This is a genomic window from Bacillus sp. FSL H8-0492 (assembly GCF_038006145.1).
GTDB lineage: Bacteria > Bacillota > Bacilli > Bacillales > Bacillaceae_G > Bacillus_A > Bacillus_A mycoides.
The window spans coordinates 2,242,848-2,262,522 of the sequence record NZ_JBBOUP010000001.1 but is presented as its reverse complement, the minus strand read 5'-3'; the positions used below and the strand labels follow the sequence as shown (position 1 = coordinate 2,262,522).

Sequence of the window (19,675 nt, the reverse complement as noted above, 5' to 3'; positions counted from 1 at the left end):
CCCCCTTAATATATGATTAAAAAAGTTCGATAGGTACATATATATCAACTATATGTTTATGTTCGGGATGCTGCCTTGGATCATTTCTATATACTTCAAAAGGGTACGAATCTCTCGGCTTATATCCGCTATTTGGCAGCCATTCACCGTATAAGAAATTCCATGCTCCTTTATATTCATCTTGGAATATTTCAAAATGACCTACCGCATACTTGCCTGAAGGTATTACCATTATTCCAATGTCGCTCGTTTCTACTGCGGACTCATTCGGAATTGTTATACATAGACTTGTTCTTAACTGATAGTCTTCTGTAAACTCATGATGATCGTGGTAAATTGTTAATACTTTCGTATCCTCGAATACATGATAGTTTTGCTCTGTGGCGTAACGAAATAGTTTTTCTATCATTTTTGAAAAAGCTATAGCTAACTCTTTATATGTACCTACATGTCTTATGTATGCGACGTTTACGTTGTCCGCTGTTACAATTTCAACATTTCCTCGAACCTTCTTACATTCATTGTATTGAGAAGTTTCACTTACGTCTTTGCAATTCTTGCTATTGTGATTTCTATAGTGAGACGGACTTACTCCGTAATAACTTTTAAATGTCCGGGAGAAAACTGCTGAATCTGTGAACCCGAAGTAATACGCAATGTCTGTAATCGTCATATCTGTACGATAAGTAAGAAGGTGTGTTGCCCTCTCTAATTTCAAACGATTCACATACCGAGATAACGGCTCATCCATCATCCCTTTAAAAATTCTATGAAAATGAAATTTTGAGAAGCCTGCCACATTAGCTAAATCTTCAATTGAAAGTGAATCATTTATATGTGATTCTATATAGTCTTGCACTTTATAAACACGTCGTAAATACTCGTTTCTACTTTGAGAACTCTCCACATTTATCCCTCCTCACAACAAAAAGACTAACTTTACGTCAGCCTACTTTACACATTTTTTAAAAATAAAACTCTACTCCCGCCGTTCCCATCATAATTTGTATGTACGGATACACCATCTATCTCATCATCCCCAGCTTCAATTCGAAATCCGATTTCTTGATGAAATTCAATTGACTTTTTATTAACTGGTGACGTAATTGCTTTTACAACTTTACGGTTATTTGCACGAGCGCTATCGAAGAAATAAGAATATAACGTCGATGCGATTCCTTTTCGTCTAAACTTCGGATTTACACCGATAAAATGAACGTACGCTTCATCTTTATGCGTTTGTGAAAAGAAACCACATAGAAAACCTAACGTTTCGCCATCTTCTTCAATGATAAAACTCGTTTCTTGAAAATGGACGAAAAACAACTTCGGCAACATACTAGCCATATCTCTTCCGCCCCACCAATCATTTAATACAGAATGAATCTTTACATAATCTTCCCCTTGAATATTTCTTACTCGCATGTATTTCTCCCTCTCACTCACTTCATTTTTTCATATATTTTAATAACCGTTTCGACTAACAGAATGAATACCCAAATACCTGAAAATACAAGAACAGACTGGAATATCGATCCAATTACCATAACACCAACTGCACCTGTTATTGAAAATGATATTCCACCAAGCCCTGGATCCTGTATAAGTGCTCCAGCAGAAAAAGCAGTTATAATAGATACTATTAAATAAATAACACTCATTATTTTTAATATTTTTATAGAAAGATACGAGGTTTGTTCTTGCTCCACTTGTGATAATTCGATTTCCCCACTCGCAATTCCTTTTTGCAAACAGTCTTCACATAGAAATTCTTCTTTAATTTTTTTACCACCATGCAATGTACCTGTTATTTCTTTACATCGTGAACACTTTCGATTTATCATGTTGATATCACTCCACTCATATAAGATTATACTTACATAATTCTAGATTTACCTTAATATCCCTTTTATGTATTTTATAGAGAAAGGTCGTGTTTTATGATTTCGAAACCGACATTTATCTCTAAAAACCCTACCGTCCAGTATGTATTACGGCCTAGTTGCTATGCGGTTATTTTTAACAATACTTGCTCAAAAATAGCTATCATCGAAAAAGGAGAACATTACTTTTTACCTGGTGACGGTATGGAAAGTACGGAAACGAAAGAAGCATGTTTACATCGTGAATTACTAGAGGAATTAGGTTGGGCGATTGAAATTGATCGTTCTATCGGTAATGCAGCACGATATTTTTATGCCGAAAAAGAAGATTCATGCAGTTGAAGTTCATGAATAAGACCATATTTTACAATGGATGTCTCCATCGCTTGCTATAGAACATTTAATTCATGATCATCAAAAATGGGCTGTTGAACAAGCACTTTTACTACTAAATAAAAAAGGATCTCCTTCTATGTGAAAGAGATCCTTTTTACTGTTAGCTTACTTTTTTCAAATTGAGAGCTGTCTTTTTGATTCCGCCTTTTTTTACAACATATAAACCGATAAAGATAATAAGACCGCCAACAAGTTGCATCATATTGATTTGCTCTCCAATTGTTACAGCTGCAAAGATAACTGCGAACAATGGTACGAGATACATATAAACCATTACTTTCGTTGAACCGATTTTACTAATACCGACATACCACATCGCAAGTCCGAAGATTGTCGCAAAGACGATTGAATATGCTAGTGATCCCCAGCTTGGCGTATCTACTGGCCACGTTAATGTATTTACGTTGAATAAACAGTATATAACGAGAGGTACAATTCCAATTAAAGTAGACCATGATGTGACTCTCATTGCGGAGTATTTTGTGATAAGTGGTTGCGCTAAAATGGGATACCATCCCCACGCAATTGCTGCGACTAATCCAATTACATTTCCGAGCCACGCATACTCGTATGTAGCTCCTCCCGTATGCCCTGTTAATAAAACGAATGCTGCACCAATAAACGCTACTATTGAACCAATTTGTACTTTCATCGAAAAACGTTCTTGTTTGTGCAATACTGCTAATATCCCTGTAAATATAGGTGACATCGCAATTAATAATGAGGCGTTCGTTGCTGAAGTATATTTCACAGATAGCATAAACATCGTTTGATACATTGTCGTTCCAACGATACCGACTGCTAGTAATCGTAACCAATCTTTTCTTTCAATACGTAATGAGCGTTCCATTAAAAATGTAATAAGTAATAATACCGGTGATGCTACTAAAAATCGTAAACTATTAAATTGAATGGATGACATATATGCCACGCCATACTTTCCAATTGTATAATTTGCTCCCCATACTAATGCTACTGATACTAGGAGCCATTCCATTTGCCATCGTTTCATCCGAATCTCCCCTTCCCTATTTAGCATAGTAAAATTGGCTGGATATAACACCGTCCAATTGGCTGTTTTTTTACCCAGCCAATTTGTTATACTTAATGTATATAAGATTTTCGGAGGCGTTTGTATGGAATGGAAGCTAGATAACGACAGTAAAATCCCAATTTATCAGCAAGTTGTTGACTTTATTGAAAAACGTATTACATACGGAGAACTTCCCCCAGGTAGCTTCCTCCCTTCAGAACGGAAATTAGCTACGCAGTTAAATGTAAACCGAAGTACGGTAACGACTGCTTATAATGAACTACGTGCTATGGGAATTGTAGAAAGTACGACTGGTAAAGGTACACGTGTGAGTACACATATGTGGGGCGTTTCTCCAACATTAACGCCGAATTGGAGAAATTTCGTAGAAGGTGGTACTTTCTTACCAAACTTACCGTTACTTCGCCATATTCGGGCAGAAGTACAACAAAATGAGAACATTATAGATTTCGCAAACGGAGAGCTCGGTTGTAATCTCTATCCTCACGATCAACTACAAACAATTTTGCGAGAACAACCGTTAACGCAGTCATTAAGTTACGATCATCCCCAGGGGTATCTCCCGCTAAGACAAGCGGTAGTAAAATATATGAAGGAATATTTAAAAGTTGAAGCGACCGAACAATCGATTATGATTACATCCGGCGCCCAACAAGCACTTCACCTTATCGTACAATGTTTATTAAACCCAGGTGATGCGGTCGCTTTCGAAAGTCCATCACACTGTTATTCATTACCGCTATTCCAATCAGCAGGTATTCGTATTTTCCCGTTACCTGTCGATGAACACGGTATTAATCCAGACGATGTGCAAGAATTATATAGAAAGCATCGTATAAAAATGATCTTTTTAAATCCAAACTTCCAAAATCCTACGGGCACAATGTTGCATCCAAACCGTAGAAAAAAACTGTTATCACTTTGCGCAGACCTACGAATTGCAATCGTTGAAGATGATCCATCCAGTTTACTTACGCTAGAAAAGAAACAACCTTGTCCTACTTTGAAATCAATTGATGAAAATGGAACAGTCATTTATGTACATTCCTTATCTAAAATGATTGCACCAGGGTTACGAGTTGGCTGGCTTGTCGCTCCGCAGTCTGTCATAGAGCGATTATCAGATGCGCGTCACCAAATGGAATTAGGAATGAGTATATTCCCGCAGTGGCTTATACAACAATTTTTCGAAACTGTACCATTTCAGTCGCATATCGTACCGTTACGAAAACAACTAGCAGAAAAAAGAGACATTATCGTTCGCGCCCTAAACGAGCAACTTCACGATAAAATCTCTTTCTCAAACCCGACCGGTGGTATATACATATGGGGAAAATTAAACGAACCGATAAATGAAAAACAACTCATTATGCAAAGCTTAAAACAAGAAATTGCCTTTATGCCGGGTAGTATTTTCGGTGCTAAAGACGGTTATATTCGTTTATCTTACGGGAAAGTGAATATTGATCAAATTGAAAAAGGTATTTCTCGTTTGCGTGAGGCTATTTTGGTTTGTGGGAAATAACATTATGTAAAGAAGTCTCGTTTGACAAAAGCAAAATCTACCATTATTATCAACACGAACCTATTCATCCCGCATTAACGGGCAGTAAAACTCCCACCTCAAAATTCAGCTGGAACAAAGAAGTTAGGTGGGAGATCAACTGCCCGTAAACGCCCGATTGGTTCAACTAATAATCAGTGGGGGATGAACAAAACCCCCACTGATTAAAGTTTCACTTTATAGGAGTGATAAAATGAAGATTTATGTTGATGCAGATGCTTGTCCTGTAAAAGATGTGATTATTTATGAAGCTACGAATGCCGAAATTCCTGTTACCCTCGTTACTAGCTTTTCTCATTATTCTAATGCGGAACAGCCATCAGGAGTAGAAACAATTTATGTTGATTCCGGAGCGGATGCTGCGGATTACCGGATTATGCAGTTAGCAAAAAAAGAAGATTTAATCGTAACGCAAGATTACGGTCTTGCTTCGCTTGCTTTAGCAAAAGGCTGTATCGTTCTACACCATAAAGGCTATAAGTATACGAATGAAAACATTGAACAATTGTTACAAACACGGTATTTAAGTGCAATGGTTCGAAAAAGCGGTAAGCGTACAAAGGGACCGAAACCATTTACAGCAGAAGATAAAGAGAAGTTTAGAGTGCTCTTTAAAAGTATAATCGCACTTTAAAAATGAACCGTCTATTTGCAAGGAAAACTTCGCAAAACAAAGAAGAGAATATCCAAATGAACATTCTCTTCTTGAGGTTTACCTGTTTAAAATGAAGGTAAATTATCTAAGTTATTTTCCTTTATTCCATCAGGTTCACTACGTATAATATCTCTACCATACTTATGAAATACGTCCACATGAACTAACTTCCCTGATTTCGCTTCACTAAGAGCAGTAATATAATCTAACTCTCTCCCGCTACTTGTCTTAAAAGCAATTAAATCCCCATCATCATTTTTACGAACGGCAACAATTTGTTCTGCTCCTGAATTGACTTCATTGTCTACTTCAAATTGAGCTTGCTCTTCTCCTTGATGTAAGTAATCATTATAAACTTTTTCAAAGTCTTTTTTGTCCATAAATTTCACCTCCAACACATTTTATTAGTATGGTTCTGAGGTGTTGGTTTTATGTAAATTGCTCTAAACTTTAGTATTTTCAAATGAAAACATAGTCCCCTCACTATTTGATTGTAAAGTGTATTTTATATCGAACATCTTTGATATATCTTCAATATTTTTCAAACCAAGTCCCGTTCCTTTTTTATTTATATCAAACCCCATCCCGTTATCTCTAAAGGAAACAGCATCTTCATCTATAATGATTTTGAGTTTTTTAGCTTTTGAATGTTTAAGGACATTTTGAAAAATATTATCAAATAGCCTTTGAATCCATAACTCATTACTATTCCATATCAACTCTTTATCTTGTGGATTATATACTAATTCAATTTTATGAATGCTATACAAATAGCTCCATTTTTTAATCATATTTTCTATTAAATTATGTATATTCACTTCATCATTCACAATATAAGTATTTTCCAAGGTCTCTGTAGATTGAATATTAAATTCGTTAGTTAAATCACTTATATATTGTATCTGCCCATACATTGATTCAAGTACTTGTGCTTGTCCTTCGTATTCGCCTTCTAAATAATATAATTGTAATCTAACCGCTGTTAAGGGTGTATTAATATCATGCCGTAATTTATTTAATAGTTCCTTTTTTATTTGTTCCTGTTGTTGTAGTTCTAATTCTCGATAAGTCGTTCTTTCTATTAGCAAGTTTACTGATCTAATCAGTTCCCCCATTTCATCATCGCTTTTGACATCTATTATATTAGGGATTTTTTTATCACTTGCTAAATCTCGAATCGTTTGATTTAATACATTAATTTTATTTAATAATGAATTAATCGATTTTGAAAATACAAAAGCTAATACTAATAGTGATAATAAAAATATGATTAACATAGTAGGATATGCAAAGGATTCATGAAAAGGAATGTTCTTGTTTTTAGTTTTAAAGGCAACATTATAAATAACTGATACAAAGATACTAATCGACAATAATAACAATGGTACGCTAATAATAGCAGTGAATAGTAATAACTGATATTTCTTCTTTAATTTCATTTCTTCATAAAGGTATTTAATCTATACCCTTCTCCATATATGTTCTGAATTATGTTACCTGTTTTATCATCGATTTTGGTCCTAATTTTCTTTATATGTACGTTCATGATATTTTGATTTCTATCTTCGAGTTGCCATAAGTAATCAAAGAAGTGTTCTTTTGTTAGAATTCTATCCCTATTTTCATACAAATAGAAAAATATTTTACGCTCAATCGCTGTAAACACAACTTCATCACGCAAACCATTAATGAAAACCCTTTTATATTCTGCATCTATAAATAAATGTTTAATTTGCGTGAAAGTACCATATTGATTATCTAACATTTTCTGAATTCTTAACAATAATTCTCGAGGATCAAAAGGTTTTATCATGTATTCTTCTCCAATGGTAAGACCTTTTAGTTTACTATCAATATCATTCCGAGCTGATAAAAATATGATTGGAATATTTAATCCTAGATTTTTTATTTTCTTTGTAATTTGATAACCATCTTCACCTGGTAACATAACATCCATTATGACTAAATCTATTTCATGGATTACATCTAGAACATTCTTTCCTTCTTTCTCCCAATACACTTTATACTTCTCACGCTGCAAAATTTTTTGTAATAAATCTCCTATCATCAAATCATCTTCAACAATTAATATGTTATATTCTTTCATTATGTAGACCTTCCATCACTAAAATAACAATAGCTTAAACAGGAGCGGCAATTCCAGATCCGGCCATAAATACAAACGTATCCTCCCCGCTCCCCTCATTATAAACATTCACTTTTTTATTATTGAAATTAACAAATTCACCTTCATTATTTATTAATTTCGATTCCATTCTTAATTGATAGTTATGATATATAAATACAGCGCCTGTTCCAAGAAACATAATGCTACTACACACAAAAAATATAATTTTTACTATCTTCAATAATTTTTTCATATGACACCCCTTTCAGCCTATACTGAAAGGGTACAATGTAAAAATAAATTTCTAATAAATTTTCCAAAATTAATATTTTCTCTTTGTTTCTAAGTATGGATTTCTTTTAAAATTTCCAATTCAAACGCTATTTTTAATACCTACGCAAATCCTTCAAAGTCTCCAATATATCATCTGTAAAGGCAGTAGCGCCCTCTTTCTCTAAAGCTCTGAAATATAAACTTCTTAAGAAAGCTCTAATATTTTGTACTAAAATATCATGCTGGGGATGTGGGATATCTTCAACAATTGCTATACTATGTAGCCAATTGCTCCACTCTTCTTCAGTTAAAATATTTTGGTTACGCAACGACATAATTGGCGTTACTAATCTCTCATCCTCAAAGTGTATGTATACGTAGTCATTCAATCGAACCTTCTGACGAACAGCAGCTAGTATTGCATATGAAAACTCACGATTTTGTATTGTACGTGCTAAAGCATCTAGTGCATCTGCCGCATGTGCAGTAGAATGTGCCCAGCCCTTTCCTTCTACGTAACCTCTTACATCTTCTTCTAAATAGACATATTCCAGAACTTGTTCTGCCACACTATACAGTTGTTCTTCAGATAACAGTGGTTCTCTTTCATGAACAGATAAAATAAGCGGCGGAATTAATACGGAGAACGCACGTTTAAATACAGAATCTGTGCCCTTTTCACCAATTTTATAAAATAAATAATCAGGACTAATCGCTTGTAACATTAATCCTCGTAATTCTTTTTGTCTAAATACATCATTTGTAATCCATTTGTGAAGCGTACTATAAATCAAATCATCACGTAATTCAGCATCAGGTGATCCGATATAATCTAGCATCCACTGTGCATATGGATATGCATCTACATCTTCTGGCACAGCATAATTATTATTTTGAATTTGTTGTAATTCTTCTTTTAGTTCTAGTACTTCTGTCATTATATTCCCTATCCCCTTTTTACGTTTTTTAACTTATTTTCGCCTTATCCCCTGTAATTCCCCTCATAAAATTAAGTCGACTTTTAATATAGTTTTAGTCCCTATCTTTCTATGAACTTGATTCAATTATATAAATTTCTCCCGAGAAATAAAAGGAAATACATTGGAACACCAAAGCTTCTCACTTTGTTTACATGCATTTCATGTAAGTTTAATTTATAAAATAAAGTATTTTTTTCATTTGTATTCAAATGTATTTACAATCAAAAATTAAATCATTTTAGAACTTGTTTAATAAACTCTGTTTTAGCTTTTGTGTATGCTTCTCTATCTTGGTTAAACCTTTTAGCTAACTCTTGCTTTAGATTTGAATAATCATAAACTAATTGTGGATTTTCTCGTAAGCGGTTACGAAATAAAAGTTGTTGCTCCCATCGTTCAGTTCCTTTAACCATCAAATGCAGATGAGCTACACGCCTATTATTCTTCACTTTCACAAAGAACCTTCTCCAAGGTCTTTCATCTAATTCCGGGCCTACATAATGCCAATCATATATAGCCAATTTTGCTGAAATATCGAGCATTCTATCAAATGAGTCTGTTTCAGCCATTAGATCAATGATAGGTTTTGCAGGTAAACCAGGTATGGATGTACTGCCTATATGTATTACTTTGCTAATACCGAGAGGAGTAAGCAGCTCATAAAGTTGCTGTTCTTCACATCGTCCTTTATCTTGCCAATCAGGATTTGCATTAACTATCTCTACTGACTCATTCGCCCATACAGGCCAATCGTTCGGATTATCTTTTTTATCCACCCAACACATCCCCTTTCACGAACTTTTTGCTATATAAACGATTTTAAATTCATTTAAATACAACTACAGGATCATCAAAATTACTATTCTGAAATATAACATTCGCACATTCTTTCGGATTATGCTCATCTATATACATCTTACAAGCCGCATGATATCTGTTTATAAACATTTTCTCCGCTTCTTCATAACTTCCAAAAGCCTCAGTCTCGCGCTCTGCACCACGGTTTCTCGCAATCTCAAAATCTGTATCTACGAAATTTTTATAGTCAAATAGATACTCAATTTCTTTTTTCAATAAAAATGTTCCATCTACTATTAGCACCATATTTGGCGAGGCCACTAGCGGCGTATTATGTACAGGCATGTCCGTTATTAAGTTATGAGAAATCGTTTCATACTGTAAATTCCCGTTAGGTCCTAAAGGTTTTAATAGCCTTTCTTTGAAAGCTGTATAATCGTGTGCATCTTCATAATACCCTCTTGCAGACTCTTTTCCTTGTGCATAACGAATCACTCTCGGGTTATGAAAATCGTCAATGCTGGCGCGTGTTACTTGTACTCCCCGATTTTTCATTTCCTCTGCCAGTTCGTTTGCAAATGTTGTCTTTCCTGAAGCTGTAATACCATTTACTCCAACTCTTATTGGATGGGTTAATTTTAACGTTAAAATATGATCAGCAATTTCTTTCATGTATTGTTTTCGGAGCATGACATTCCCTCCTGGATGTTATTTACATAATATAATTGCAGTAAATTAAATTTATCGCTATTTGTTGGTAAATCGATATATTAAAAAAATCGTTGAAATATTTTAAGTTATGATAGATATATTTTTATTGATTTATATTTTCCTTATTTCCCCTTAAACCCTCGATATAAAGCAGTCCGTAATTCTTGCTTGTATTCTTCAATTTCTGGCATATCCAACTCTTCAGCTAATCGGATGGCTAGTTCAATATCATATGGTACACGTACGAGTTGAATGGAAAAGCTTGCTGCTTCTTTTTCATTGTATGTTCCTTCAAAAATTAAATAGGAAGCTTGTGTAATTTCAAGTGGATTACCTACACTACCAGCATTACATAACGTTTTCCCTCTAAAATTTTGCACATACGCCTGATGAACGTCACCGTAACAAACGACATCTGGTTTTCTTTCCCCTTCTATATTCTCTGTGAGCTCACTATTTTCGAACATACTAATACGCTCTTCTCTTGTTGCATGTGGTTGAATTCTTTCATACAAACTTCTCGGTGAAGCGTGGAACATACGAATCAGTTTCCCACTCATATAAAACTCGATTGAAAATGGTAAGCTTCTTAAATACTCATTTTGTTCTTCTGACAATTGTTTTTGATGCCATTTTAACGCTTCAAATTCAGTCGGTTTTGTAATGAAATCATCCCAGTTTCCCATTACGGTTCCTTCACATTCTTTACGAACGATTTCAATTACTTCGCTAGAATGCGGACCTTTTCCTACTAAATCTCCAAGACAAATAATACGTTCAATTCCTCTTAATTTAATATCTTTCAGTACTGATTCTAATGCCGGAATATTACCATGTATATCTGAAATTACCGCAATTTTATCCAAATGAATCCCTCCGTTATTTATTGTTTATTATATCCTCATGTTATGATTGATACCATTTTGGAATATAAGATGAAAAATGATTATGATCTTCTATAATTCGGTTCAATCTTTCTTTCATATCCTCTACTAAATGTGGTGTAGTTCGGTTTGTCCATACGATATCCGCTGGGAATGTCATCGCTGCATATAATGAATACAGTTTCCAAAAGTGGATTGACGGATCGCCTCCGCAATAACCGTGAACTTGTCCAACCGCAAATGGTTTGCTTATTCTTGTAGTAAAAATCGCTACACTATAAAAATCGTGAATTGGATCGCCAAAATCATATCCACCAAAATCGATTACGATAAATTCCTTATTATGAATCATACTATTTGCTGGGTGGTAATCATCGTGTAAAAATGTGATTGGACGATTTTTCAATAATTGTTTATGCTCCCCTACAAATCTGAATACTTGCTTCAAATCAAGGAAGTCTATTTCATAGTTTGCTAATGCTTCTACGTATCTTTCGTATTTATTCCATCGAACCGTTTCCCATTTATTACTTGCACTTTCTCTTTCAATTGAGTGAATCTTCTTTAACACTTCTCCTGCTTTTCTTCCTGCATTATACTGTTCTTCCACCGATAGCTTACTTAAGCTCTCTTCACCATTTACACCATGGGCCCATTCAAATACTTGAACACATTTATTTAATTCCTCAAGTTTTATGAAATGAATTAACTTCGGCGTTGGAATATGTAATAACTCCAATTGTTTCATATACATATATTCTTCTTGTTTTCGTTCATACTTAGAAGAATCACACACTTTTACAAAATAAGTTTCTCGATTCTCTAGGTCAATTTTATACTTCTCTTCATGTGAAAAACCTTTTGTAATAGCTGTACATTTTACAATACGTGACCACTCTAGTTTTTTTTCTATCTCTCTTAACATTTCTTCCACAAAACTCACCTCTATTAATATACGAACAAACTACCTAACACTTCATACTCTCGTTTATTTTCCCCTTTAAACTCCACTGCAAATGGATATTCGCCATGATGCTTCAAACGTTCTAGTACTAGCCCTTCTCCAACTGGTTCACAAAACTGCACATGAACATCACCAAACGATACACTTTGACACTCAGCATTCCCTTCTTCATTTTGTATGATTGAATTTGCAGTTAGCTCCATTACTTCTTTCCATTTCCGCACTGTTTCTCGAACATTTTTCACCGTATAATGAATCGTTTCAATTTCTTGTACTTTATTTTTATGTTCAGTGATCGTCCCTATTTTACGTAAATCGTTTCTTCTTTCTTCATCCGTTTCATTCCACTGTATAAAGAATGGTAATTTCGGTCCATTCTCTTCTTGCTTTACAAATAACATTTTCCATTCTAAAAGCCGGCCATCTTTTCTCATCCGCTTCCCTTCAAATGGTCCGATCGTATGTAAGCCGTGCTTACTAAATTTAACTGCTAGTTCTTCAATTGCATCTGTTCGAATTGCGATTTGTAGCATCCCTTCTCCATTTTTTAATTTCACCACTGTTTCTTGTACTAATGGATTTTCTGCTTCTTTCGCTTTTTCTTCATGCTGAACTGCTAAAAATTCTATATATGATAAATCAAAATAACATAAACTATTCCAAGTACCCCAAGTCGTATGCTCACCGCCTAATGCAGTATGAAATCCATGCTCCTGCATTTGTTTTGCCGCTTCCTCCGGTGTACAATGCACTGCGTGAACGAGATGATCAAATGCTAACATAGTCTTTCTCCCCTTTCTCTCCATCCTTTTATTGTATATTTTATTTTTCTTTCGTTCAATTCAAAAAACTTTAAAACCCAGTTGATTTATACGATTAATGTGTATTATAATAAAACAAATTTAATTATTGCTGATTGGAAAAACCAAAGGCACTTTTCTCATACGGGAAAAGTGTCTTTTTCATTTATTATTACAGGGGGATTATTTATGCAGAAATTAATTGTCTTTGCTATTATTGGATTTTTCGCTCAATTGATTGATGGCGCACTTGGTATGGCGTACGGGGTAACGTCTACCTCACTATTATTAATGTTTGGTATCGCACCAGCTGTAGCTTCCGCATCAGTTCATTTAGCTGAAGTCGTTACAACCGCCGCTTCTGGTGCATCTCATATCAAATTTGGAAACGTTGATAAATATACAGTTTCCAGACTTACATTACCAGGAGCAATTGGCGCATTTATTGGGGCATGTTTTTTAAGCAATTTACCTGGTGATGTAATTAAACCGTACATTTCCATATTTTTATTTACTTTAGGGGTTTATATTTTATTACGATTCATCATTCAAAAACAAATTGTTTCTTCAAATAAGCGTATGTCTGCTAAACAACTTGTACCACTTGGCTTATTCGCTGGATTCGTCGATTCAACTGGCGGCGGTGGTTGGGGGCCGATTACGACACCTGTTCTTCTTGCAAGAGGAAATGAAGCTAGAAAAGTTATTGGATCTGTAGATACGAGTGAATTTCCTGTTTCACTCGCTGCAACGATTGGCTTTTTCATTTCACTTGGCTGGGAACAAGTAAGCTGGGTTTGGGTATTTGCCCTCATGCTTGGTGGTATTGTTGCCGCACCAATCGCCGCATGGTTAGTACGCATCGTTCCTTCTCATTTACTTGGCGTACTCGTTGGCGGACTTATTATCTTTACGAATATACGTACACTGCTTACTACATTTAAAGTAGATCCAACTATTATTACACTTTCTTACGTTGCAGTTGGTCTTGTCGTTATTATATCTATTTTTATTGCTGTTCGTAATCATTCCAATCGTTCTAACGTATCGACAGCCGGGTATCCGAAAGATCAAAAACAAATGTTACCATAATTAATAATAATACCGCCCGATTTACTTCGAGCGGTATTTTTTATTTTTCTATTTTCCAATTGACCATCGTTTCAGTACTATTTACTCTTTTCATATGTAATTTCTCTAATACACGAATGGAGCTATAATTATCAAGGAGTGTCTCCGCTATAATCGTTTCCACTTCCCCTGTTTGAAAAGCCCATTTCATTAATTCACTAACTGCTTCTGTTGCATACCCTTTATTCCAATATTTCTCAATAAATCCATAACCATTTTCTACTGTATGTTGCTCATTCGGTTTCCCTTTAAATCCTATATCACCTAGAACAACATCATCCTCTTTCCGAATAACATACCACGGTCCCCACGGTAATGAAGCCACATCTCGTTTCACATTTTCTATATGCCCTACAATATGTGGGCCACTATTGTATCCTTGATTATTCGCAATTTGAATCCATTCTTCTGTACACGGTACTATATATAATCTTTCCGTTTCTAATTTCATAATGATATCCCCTTTTCAATTAAACAATACCTCAATTTTATCAGAAATAAAAAGAATATTCATTCTATTTATCAGATTTATACTTATTTCTTTGAAACGAATTTAAGGAATAATCCCCTTTTAATAGTTATGTCGAATTATATTTTCTGAATTTTCTTTTAATTTTAAAGGGTTTTTCAATATTTTTTGCGAAACATTTGTATAACAATTTTTTCTTTGCTTATTGTTACATAAAAGTAGGTTCGGGTGGAGTTTTGCAAGCGTTTCCTATACAATAACCGATATTTTTTGACTTTTCCTAACAAAATCCCTTGCAATATATTCAGAAAATCATTACAATTGCCATATATTAAAAATCATAGCAATTTATAAATCCTCATCAATCCGATGAGGTAGAGGTTGCGACTTTTAAAAGTAAAATGGACGAGACACAGCGAATGTCACTGACTCCGTTTGAAAGGAAAAGTTGCCGAAGTTTATATTTCTTCTCTGGAAATATGAGCTGGGGCTGTCTCCGAAAGGAACAGAACTGTCACGTTTACAAAATTACCGTGTAAACGTGGTGTGCTATCTTAACGGAAGGGTATGATGGGGTGGTTATTTGTGAAACGTTCCGCCTAATTCCTTTGGCGGTTTTTTGTATTTTTCTCCCCCGCTCCTTCCTAACCTACAAGAAAAGGAGTGTTGAACATGAATAGCGCAACAAATCAATCTACCTCTAAAACGCAAACTACACAAGGACAAGGTGAATTAAAACGCGGATTAAAATCTCGTCACCTTACGATGATTTCTCTCGGTGGTACAATCGGTACCGGATTATTTCTTGCCAGTGGTGGTGTTATCCATTCAGCTGGTCCTGGCGGTGCATTAGTCGCATATGCCGCAATTGGAATTATGGTTTATTTTTTAATGACAAGCTTAGCAGAACTCGCAGCTTACATGCCTGTTACTGGATCTTTTAGCACTTATGCAACAAAATTTGTTGATCCATCACTTGGTTTTGCACTTGGATGGAACTATTGGTATAACTGGGCGATTACGATTGCAGCTGAACTAGCGGCCGTAACATTAATTATGAAATTTTGGTTCCCAGATACCCCTTCTCTTATTTGGAGTGGACTTTGTTTAGCTATTATTTTTCTCTTAAACTATTTATCTGTTAAAGGTTTTGGTGAATCTGAATATTGGTTCGCACTTATTAAAGTAGTTACTATTATTATCTTTTTAATTGTCGGTTTTATGATGATTTTTGGAATTATGGGCGGCGAATCTGTCGGCTTTAAAAACTTCACTGTTGCAGATGCACCATTTAATGGCGGCATCATGGCAATTATCGGTGTATTTATGGCTGCTGGTTTCTCATTCCAAGGAACTGAATTATTAGGAGTAGCTGCTGGTGAAACTGCTGATCCAGAACGCAATATTCCAAAAGCAATTCGTTCTATCTTTTGGCGTATTTTATTATTCTACATTTTAGCAATTCTCGTTATCGGTTTATTAATTCCTTATACGACTGAAAGCCTTGCAGCGAGTGATGTTACAGTAAGTCCATTTACACTTGTATTTGAAAAAGCGGGTGTTGCCTTCGCTGCTTCTGTTATGAACGCTGTTATTTTAACTGCAGTACTTTCTGCTGGTAACTCTGGAATGTACGCATCAACTCGTATGCTTTGGGATTTAGCTCGCCAAGGAAAAGCACCAAAGTTCTTAGGTAAATTAGATAGCCGCGGTGTACCTGTTAATGCATTAATCGCAACATCAGTAGTTGGTAGCGTCGCTTTCATCGCTTCTTTATTCGGTGACGGTGTTGTATACATTTGGTTATTAAATGCTTCTGGGATGTCAGGATTTATTGCTTGGGTCGGGATTGCTATTAGTCATTACCGTTTCCGTAAAGCTTATATTGCACAAGGGAAAGATTTAAAAGATTTACCATATCAAGCAAAATGGTTCCCGTTCGGTCCAATCTTTGCATTTACACTTTGTGTTATCGTTATTTTAGGTCAAAACTACGGAGCATTTACAGGAGCATCTATCGACTGGAACGGTGTACTCGTTTCTTACATCGGTTTACCACTCTTCTTAGTACTATGGTTAGGCTATAAATTTACTAAGAAAACGAAAGTCATTCCACTTGATAAATGTGAACTGAAATAGAGTATAGCAAAACGAGCAAACAAATTTGTTTGCTCGTTTTTTTATTACAATTCCATTTACTTTATTATTTCTTATCTTTTTGCAATAATAAAGTAAATACACTTAAAGGTTGGGATCACATGAACATTCGTATTACTAATGAAGCAAAAGCTGCTATACATAGACTAGAACGTGAAGACAAAAAGATCATTCGCATTAGAGGAACAATGACAAACTCTTGCAGCATTTTTGTTGATGTTGATTTAATTTGGGATACATATAATGCGGATGATGTTGTATATAAAGATGAACTGCTTATTGTACAGATGGATTCATTCGCGACAGACTACACTGGTGATACGTTAAAACTTGATTATAAAACAACTGGTTTTAGTATTACGACTCCAAGTGAGACGTTGGTGTATGGGTTGTCGATTAAAAAATAAACATTGTTTTTATCCGACCAATGGGGTGAAAAAATGGGTAAATATGTTCCGTTAAAATTTTTATTTAACGAAGAATTAGCAGAAAAAATGGCTGATTCTATTTCTAAACACGTTCCTAATTTCTCTAAAAAAAATTTTGTAGATTCCGTAACATATAAAGTTGAAAATTTAGAGTTAAAGCAACGTATAGAAGTAATAGCAGATGAATTACACAATGCATTACAAAAAGATTTTAATGAAGCAATACATATATTACTGAAAACATTAGGACCAGAAAATACAACAGAAGTCGGCACATTTACAAAGGGTTATATGTATATGCCTATCGTAAAATACGTTGAAAAATATGGGCTTAACGATTTTGACTCCTCATTCAACGCAATGTATGAAATAACAAAAAGAAATACTGCTGAATATGCCATTCGTCCTTATCTTGAAAAATACCATGAAGAAACCTTGGACATATTGCAGCAATGGTTACGTGATGAAAACAGCCACATTAGAAGATTAGCTTCAGAAGGTACTAGGCCAAGACTTCCTTGGGCAAAAAAAATAGGAGCTTTGAAAGGTGACTTCAGAAATAATTTAAAGCTTCTTGAGCCATTAATGAATGACCCTTCTAAGTATGTTCAAAAATCTGTAGCCAATCACATTAATGATATTACGAAAGAAGATAAAGAACTCGTTTTTCGATGGTTGCGAGAATTACTCGATAAAAACCATCCTGTTAATCCTTGGATTATGAAACATGGATTAAGAACGGTGATAAAAAATGGCACTTTACCAAAAGATTTTTGTTTTTAAGTATTTGTAAAGAAAGCAACAATCTATATGAAAACAGCTAATAATAAAAACGTTTATACTTCATTTGGAAGTATAAACGTTTTTTCTTTTTTAAACATTAACCCTGCCTTAAAATCTTATGAAACATTTCCGGTTTATGTTGATCAAAAGCATCTATTAATTCTTTTCCAAATATCGTTATACTCTTCTCCCAAGGATGGCCTAAATACCCCCACTTAAAGTCCTTCTGAATAAAGAAATAATAATCTCCATTTGGAAAAATCGGGATTGTCCACTCATCAAATTCATTTCTATCAAACTTTAAATGTGGATTTACCCAGTAACATTCATGTTGCCAATCAAGTGCCATTATATATTCATCCGATACTGTATTCTCTTTAAAAACTAGTAATGCTTTTTCTTCCAGGTCGTCATATACATTTAAATCTACCGATTCTCCAAAGCAATGAGAAATATCATATGTCACAAAAGGACTTGGCACCTTAAATGATGGGAATATAGAAATACTTGGTGAAAACTCAAAATCACTATATACCCTATCCCATATTTGATCGCTCTCTTTGTCTGTAAACTTCATCCAATTTCCCATTAAACAACTGCCTTCCCTTATAATTCCAAAGGATTTTCACTCGATACTCCCGAATATATAAATAACCATTCTCGCAAGGAGCTAATTTATATGAATCTATTCGAACACGAAACATAAAACCGTTCCACTTTAATAAGAGGTCCTCCCTTTTTCTTTTCTTACTATATCATTTATTAACGAAATAGGAGGACAACAATATGAAACGTGATCCATTATTTTCAGCACTATTAGAAAGTGCAAAGACTAACTTTAGTGGCTGGGATTTTTCTTTCATTTCAGAAACTGGCCGTATGAATAGTGAGCCTTTATCATGGTCATACGGTAGCACTGCTTTCCAGCTTATGCAACGTGCAAAATCAATGCTAGATATGGGGACTGGTGGCGGAGAGTTTTTATCTATGTTACAACCGTTCCCGTCAACTATTTATGCGACTGAAGGCTACGCTCCGAATGTACCAATTGCACGAAAGAAATTAGAACCTTTAGGAGTTATAGTCGTAGAAGTTACTGATGATACTGCTTTACCATTTCAAGATAGTCTGTTTGATTTAATTGTGAATCAACATGAATCCTATTCTGCTTCTGAAGTGAAAAGAAGTCTTTCCATCAATGGAACATTTCTTACACAACAAGTCGGTGGTCTTGATTGTGCGGAACTGAATGAGCAGTTTGGCACACCGCTGAATAGCGAATTTTCAAGTTGGTCACTCGAAACAGCATGTAGTGAATTAGAACAAAATGGATTTACTATTTTAGAAGCGAAAGAAGAATTCCCTCTTCAGCGTTTTTATGATGTCGGTGCTGTTGTCTATTACTTGCAAGCAATTCCGTGGCAAATTCCTGATTTTATAGTAGATAGCTATACCGAGGAATTGTATCGCATACATGAAATTATCTTACAAAAGGGATATTTCGATGTGAAGCAACACCGCTTTATTATTAAAGCAAATTATGAAGAGTAAACTTAGAATTAGCATTCCTTGTAAAAAGCCAAATTCACATAAAGAATTTGGCTTTCTCTTCGTATT

Annotated in this window: 22 protein-coding genes, 2 pseudogenes and 1 riboswitch; of the genes and pseudogenes, 8 read left to right on the top strand and 16 right to left on the bottom strand. The window is 34.8% G+C overall.

The features are described 5' to 3' along the window. Window positions 1-16 precede the first annotated feature (16 nt). From MHH66_RS11545 to MHH66_RS11535, 3 genes are read right to left on the bottom strand one after another with little or no spacing between them, the layout of a single operon-like run. On the bottom strand, window positions 17-907 hold the full coding sequence (locus MHH66_RS11545; RefSeq protein ID WP_002120356.1) for an AraC family transcriptional regulator: 891 nt from the start codon (window positions 905-907) through the stop codon (window positions 17-19). Between the two features lie 47 nt (window positions 908-954). Further along, window positions 955-1,425: a GNAT family N-acetyltransferase gene (locus tag MHH66_RS11540; protein WP_078184913.1), complete on the bottom strand. Its 471-nt coding sequence runs from the start codon at window positions 1,423-1,425 to the stop codon at window positions 955-957. A gap of 17 nt (window positions 1,426-1,442) precedes the next feature. Next, window positions 1,443-1,844, bottom strand: a complete 402-nt coding sequence (locus tag MHH66_RS11535; RefSeq protein ID WP_012261193.1) for a DUF3980 domain-containing protein — start codon at window positions 1,842-1,844, stop codon at window positions 1,443-1,445. Between the two features lie 96 nt (window positions 1,845-1,940). Here MHH66_RS11535 and MHH66_RS11530 point away from each other — a divergent pair. Then, window positions 1,941-2,361: pseudogene (locus MHH66_RS11530) on the top strand (NUDIX domain-containing protein). 18 nt (window positions 2,362-2,379) lie between these two features. Here MHH66_RS11530 and MHH66_RS11525 read toward each other — a convergent pair. Next, window positions 2,380-3,291, bottom strand: coding sequence for a DMT family transporter (locus MHH66_RS11525; RefSeq protein ID WP_002120365.1), 912 nt, complete (start codon window positions 3,289-3,291; stop codon window positions 2,380-2,382). 124 nt (window positions 3,292-3,415) lie between these two features. Here MHH66_RS11525 and pdxR point away from each other — a divergent pair, with 124 nt between their 5' ends. Next, entirely contained in the window at window positions 3,416-4,858 is a 1,443-nt protein-coding gene (pdxR, locus tag MHH66_RS11520) for a MocR-like pyridoxine biosynthesis transcription factor PdxR (protein WP_063225763.1), read from the top strand. A gap of 232 nt (window positions 4,859-5,090) precedes the next feature. Continuing rightward, window positions 5,091-5,531 (top strand): YaiI/YqxD family protein, encoded by a 441-nt coding sequence (locus MHH66_RS11515; RefSeq protein WP_016101131.1) that lies wholly within the window; start codon window positions 5,091-5,093, stop codon window positions 5,529-5,531. An 86-nt stretch (window positions 5,532-5,617) separates the two neighbouring features. On the opposite strand, the gene MHH66_RS11510 is transcribed toward MHH66_RS11515, so the two are convergent. From MHH66_RS11510 to MHH66_RS11465, 10 genes and pseudogenes are all read right to left on the bottom strand, one after another. Continuing rightward, window positions 5,618-5,932: a DUF3892 domain-containing protein gene (locus MHH66_RS11510; RefSeq protein ID WP_016101130.1), complete on the bottom strand. Its 315-nt coding sequence runs from the start codon at window positions 5,930-5,932 to the stop codon at window positions 5,618-5,620. A gap of 63 nt (window positions 5,933-5,995) precedes the next feature. Next, window positions 5,996-6,991 carry a sensor histidine kinase gene (locus MHH66_RS11505; protein WP_078184911.1) on the bottom strand — a complete coding sequence of 332 codons (996 nt, stop codon included), beginning with the start codon at window positions 6,989-6,991 and terminating at the stop codon, window positions 5,996-5,998. Next, window positions 6,988-7,659 carry a response regulator transcription factor gene (locus tag MHH66_RS11500; protein ID WP_002032977.1) on the bottom strand — a complete coding sequence of 224 codons (672 nt, stop codon included), beginning with the start codon at window positions 7,657-7,659 and terminating at the stop codon, window positions 6,988-6,990. Before MHH66_RS11500 ends, MHH66_RS11505 begins: the two co-directional genes overlap by 4 nt. Window positions 7,660-7,696: 37 nt before the next feature. Further along, window positions 7,697-7,933, bottom strand: a pseudogene (locus tag MHH66_RS11495) (alpha/beta hydrolase); the annotation flags it as partial. Between the two features lie 133 nt (window positions 7,934-8,066). Continuing rightward, the gene (locus MHH66_RS11490) at window positions 8,067-8,891 is read right to left on the bottom strand and encodes a DUF2785 domain-containing protein (protein ID WP_002168101.1); all 825 of its coding nucleotides are present in this window, start codon (window positions 8,889-8,891) and stop codon (window positions 8,067-8,069) included. Between the two features lie 275 nt (window positions 8,892-9,166). Beyond that, window positions 9,167-9,709, bottom strand: coding sequence for a GrpB family protein (locus MHH66_RS11485; RefSeq protein WP_063218297.1), 543 nt, complete (start codon window positions 9,707-9,709; stop codon window positions 9,167-9,169). 49 nt (window positions 9,710-9,758) lie between these two features. Next, window positions 9,759-10,421 (bottom strand): P-loop NTPase fold protein, encoded by a 663-nt coding sequence (locus MHH66_RS11480; protein WP_078184910.1) that lies wholly within the window; start codon window positions 10,419-10,421, stop codon window positions 9,759-9,761. Window positions 10,422-10,564: 143 nt separating this feature from the next. After that, complete coding sequence (locus MHH66_RS11475) at window positions 10,565-11,308, bottom strand: metallophosphoesterase family protein (RefSeq protein ID WP_002013591.1); 744 nt, start codon at window positions 11,306-11,308, stop codon at window positions 10,565-10,567. A gap of 40 nt (window positions 11,309-11,348) precedes the next feature. Continuing rightward, complete coding sequence (locus MHH66_RS11470) at window positions 11,349-12,260, bottom strand: aminoglycoside phosphotransferase family protein (RefSeq protein WP_078184909.1); 912 nt, start codon at window positions 12,258-12,260, stop codon at window positions 11,349-11,351. Window positions 12,261-12,274: 14 nt separating this feature from the next. Then, window positions 12,275-13,072 carry a VOC family protein gene (locus MHH66_RS11465; protein ID WP_078184908.1) on the bottom strand — a complete coding sequence of 266 codons (798 nt, stop codon included), beginning with the start codon at window positions 13,070-13,072 and terminating at the stop codon, window positions 12,275-12,277. 207 nt (window positions 13,073-13,279) lie between these two features. On the opposite strand from MHH66_RS11465, the gene MHH66_RS11460 reads away from it, so the two are divergent. Continuing rightward, window positions 13,280-14,182: a sulfite exporter TauE/SafE family protein gene (locus MHH66_RS11460; protein ID WP_061675350.1), complete on the top strand. Its 903-nt coding sequence runs from the start codon at window positions 13,280-13,282 to the stop codon at window positions 14,180-14,182. Between the two features lie 40 nt (window positions 14,183-14,222). Here the strand turns inward: MHH66_RS11460 and MHH66_RS11455 are convergent, their stop codons facing one another. Next, window positions 14,223-14,672 carry a GNAT family N-acetyltransferase gene (locus tag MHH66_RS11455; protein ID WP_063218293.1) on the bottom strand — a complete coding sequence of 150 codons (450 nt, stop codon included), beginning with the start codon at window positions 14,670-14,672 and terminating at the stop codon, window positions 14,223-14,225. Window positions 14,673-15,057: 385 nt separating this feature from the next. After that, window positions 15,058-15,250, top strand: a riboswitch (Lysine riboswitch). 112 nt (window positions 15,251-15,362) lie between these two features. Between MHH66_RS11455 and MHH66_RS11450 the strand changes: the two genes are divergently transcribed. The 3 genes from MHH66_RS11450 (at window position 15,363) to MHH66_RS11440 (ending at window position 18,058) form a co-directional block, all read left to right on the top strand. Then, on the top strand, window positions 15,363-16,829 hold the full coding sequence (locus MHH66_RS11450) for an amino acid permease (RefSeq protein WP_002013597.1): 1,467 nt from the start codon (window positions 15,363-15,365) through the stop codon (window positions 16,827-16,829). A 119-nt stretch (window positions 16,830-16,948) separates the two neighbouring features. Next, a complete protein-coding gene (locus tag MHH66_RS11445; RefSeq protein ID WP_078184907.1) occupies window positions 16,949-17,254 on the top strand; it encodes an iron-sulfur cluster biosynthesis family protein in 306 nt (101 codons plus the stop codon). A gap of 33 nt (window positions 17,255-17,287) precedes the next feature. Continuing rightward, window positions 17,288-18,058, top strand: a complete 771-nt coding sequence (locus MHH66_RS11440) for a DNA alkylation repair protein (protein WP_063218290.1) — start codon at window positions 17,288-17,290, stop codon at window positions 18,056-18,058. Window positions 18,059-18,155: 97 nt separating this feature from the next. Here the strand turns inward: MHH66_RS11440 and MHH66_RS11435 are convergent, their stop codons facing one another. Then, complete coding sequence (locus MHH66_RS11435; protein WP_063218289.1) at window positions 18,156-18,647, bottom strand: DUF2716 domain-containing protein; 492 nt, start codon at window positions 18,645-18,647, stop codon at window positions 18,156-18,158. A 197-nt stretch (window positions 18,648-18,844) separates the two neighbouring features. Between MHH66_RS11435 and MHH66_RS11430 the strand changes: the two genes are divergently transcribed. After that, the gene (locus MHH66_RS11430) at window positions 18,845-19,609 is read left to right on the top strand and encodes a methyltransferase domain-containing protein (RefSeq protein WP_078184906.1); all 765 of its coding nucleotides are present in this window, start codon (window positions 18,845-18,847) and stop codon (window positions 19,607-19,609) included. Window positions 19,610-19,675: the final 66 nt, after the last annotated feature.

Bases quoted from the DNA above. Each gene is read 5' to 3' on its own strand.
- MHH66_RS11505 (WP_078184911.1), bottom strand. From the start codon at position 6,991: ATGAAATTAAAGAAGAAATATCAGTTATTACTATTCACTGCTATTATT.
- MHH66_RS11450 (WP_002013597.1), top strand. From the start codon at position 15,363: ATGAATAGCGCAACAAATCAATCTACCTCTAAAACGCAAACTACACAA.
- MHH66_RS11535 (WP_012261193.1), bottom strand. From the start codon at position 1,844: ATGATAAATCGAAAGTGTTCACGATGTAAAGAAATAACAGGTACATTG.
- MHH66_RS11525 (WP_002120365.1), bottom strand. From the start codon at position 3,291: ATGAAACGATGGCAAATGGAATGGCTCCTAGTATCAGTAGCATTAGTA.
- MHH66_RS11490 (WP_002168101.1), bottom strand. From the start codon at position 8,891: ATGACAGAAGTACTAGAACTAAAAGAAGAATTACAACAAATTCAAAAT.
- MHH66_RS11500 (WP_002032977.1), bottom strand. From the start codon at position 7,659: ATGAAAGAATATAACATATTAATTGTTGAAGATGATTTGATGATAGGA.
- MHH66_RS11460 (WP_061675350.1), top strand. From the start codon at position 13,280: ATGCAGAAATTAATTGTCTTTGCTATTATTGGATTTTTCGCTCAATTG.
- MHH66_RS11465 (WP_078184908.1), bottom strand. From the start codon at position 13,072: ATGTTAGCATTTGATCATCTCGTTCACGCAGTGCATTGTACACCGGAG.
- MHH66_RS11430 (WP_078184906.1), top strand. From the start codon at position 18,845: ATGAAACGTGATCCATTATTTTCAGCACTATTAGAAAGTGCAAAGACT.
- MHH66_RS11510 (WP_016101130.1), bottom strand. From the start codon at position 5,932: ATGGACAAAAAAGACTTTGAAAAAGTTTATAATGATTACTTACATCAA.
- MHH66_RS11455 (WP_063218293.1), bottom strand. From the start codon at position 14,672: ATGAAATTAGAAACGGAAAGATTATATATAGTACCGTGTACAGAAGAA.
- MHH66_RS11515 (WP_016101131.1), top strand. From the start codon at position 5,091: ATGAAGATTTATGTTGATGCAGATGCTTGTCCTGTAAAAGATGTGATT.
- MHH66_RS11445 (WP_078184907.1), top strand. From the start codon at position 16,949: ATGAACATTCGTATTACTAATGAAGCAAAAGCTGCTATACATAGACTA.
- MHH66_RS11435 (WP_063218289.1), bottom strand. From the start codon at position 18,647: ATGGGAAATTGGATGAAGTTTACAGACAAAGAGAGCGATCAAATATGG.
- pdxR (WP_063225763.1), top strand. From the start codon at position 3,416: ATGGAATGGAAGCTAGATAACGACAGTAAAATCCCAATTTATCAGCAA.
- MHH66_RS11480 (WP_078184910.1), bottom strand. From the start codon at position 10,421: ATGCTCCGAAAACAATACATGAAAGAAATTGCTGATCATATTTTAACG.
- MHH66_RS11440 (WP_063218290.1), top strand. From the start codon at position 17,288: ATGGGTAAATATGTTCCGTTAAAATTTTTATTTAACGAAGAATTAGCA.
- MHH66_RS11540 (WP_078184913.1), bottom strand. From the start codon at position 1,425: ATGCGAGTAAGAAATATTCAAGGGGAAGATTATGTAAAGATTCATTCT.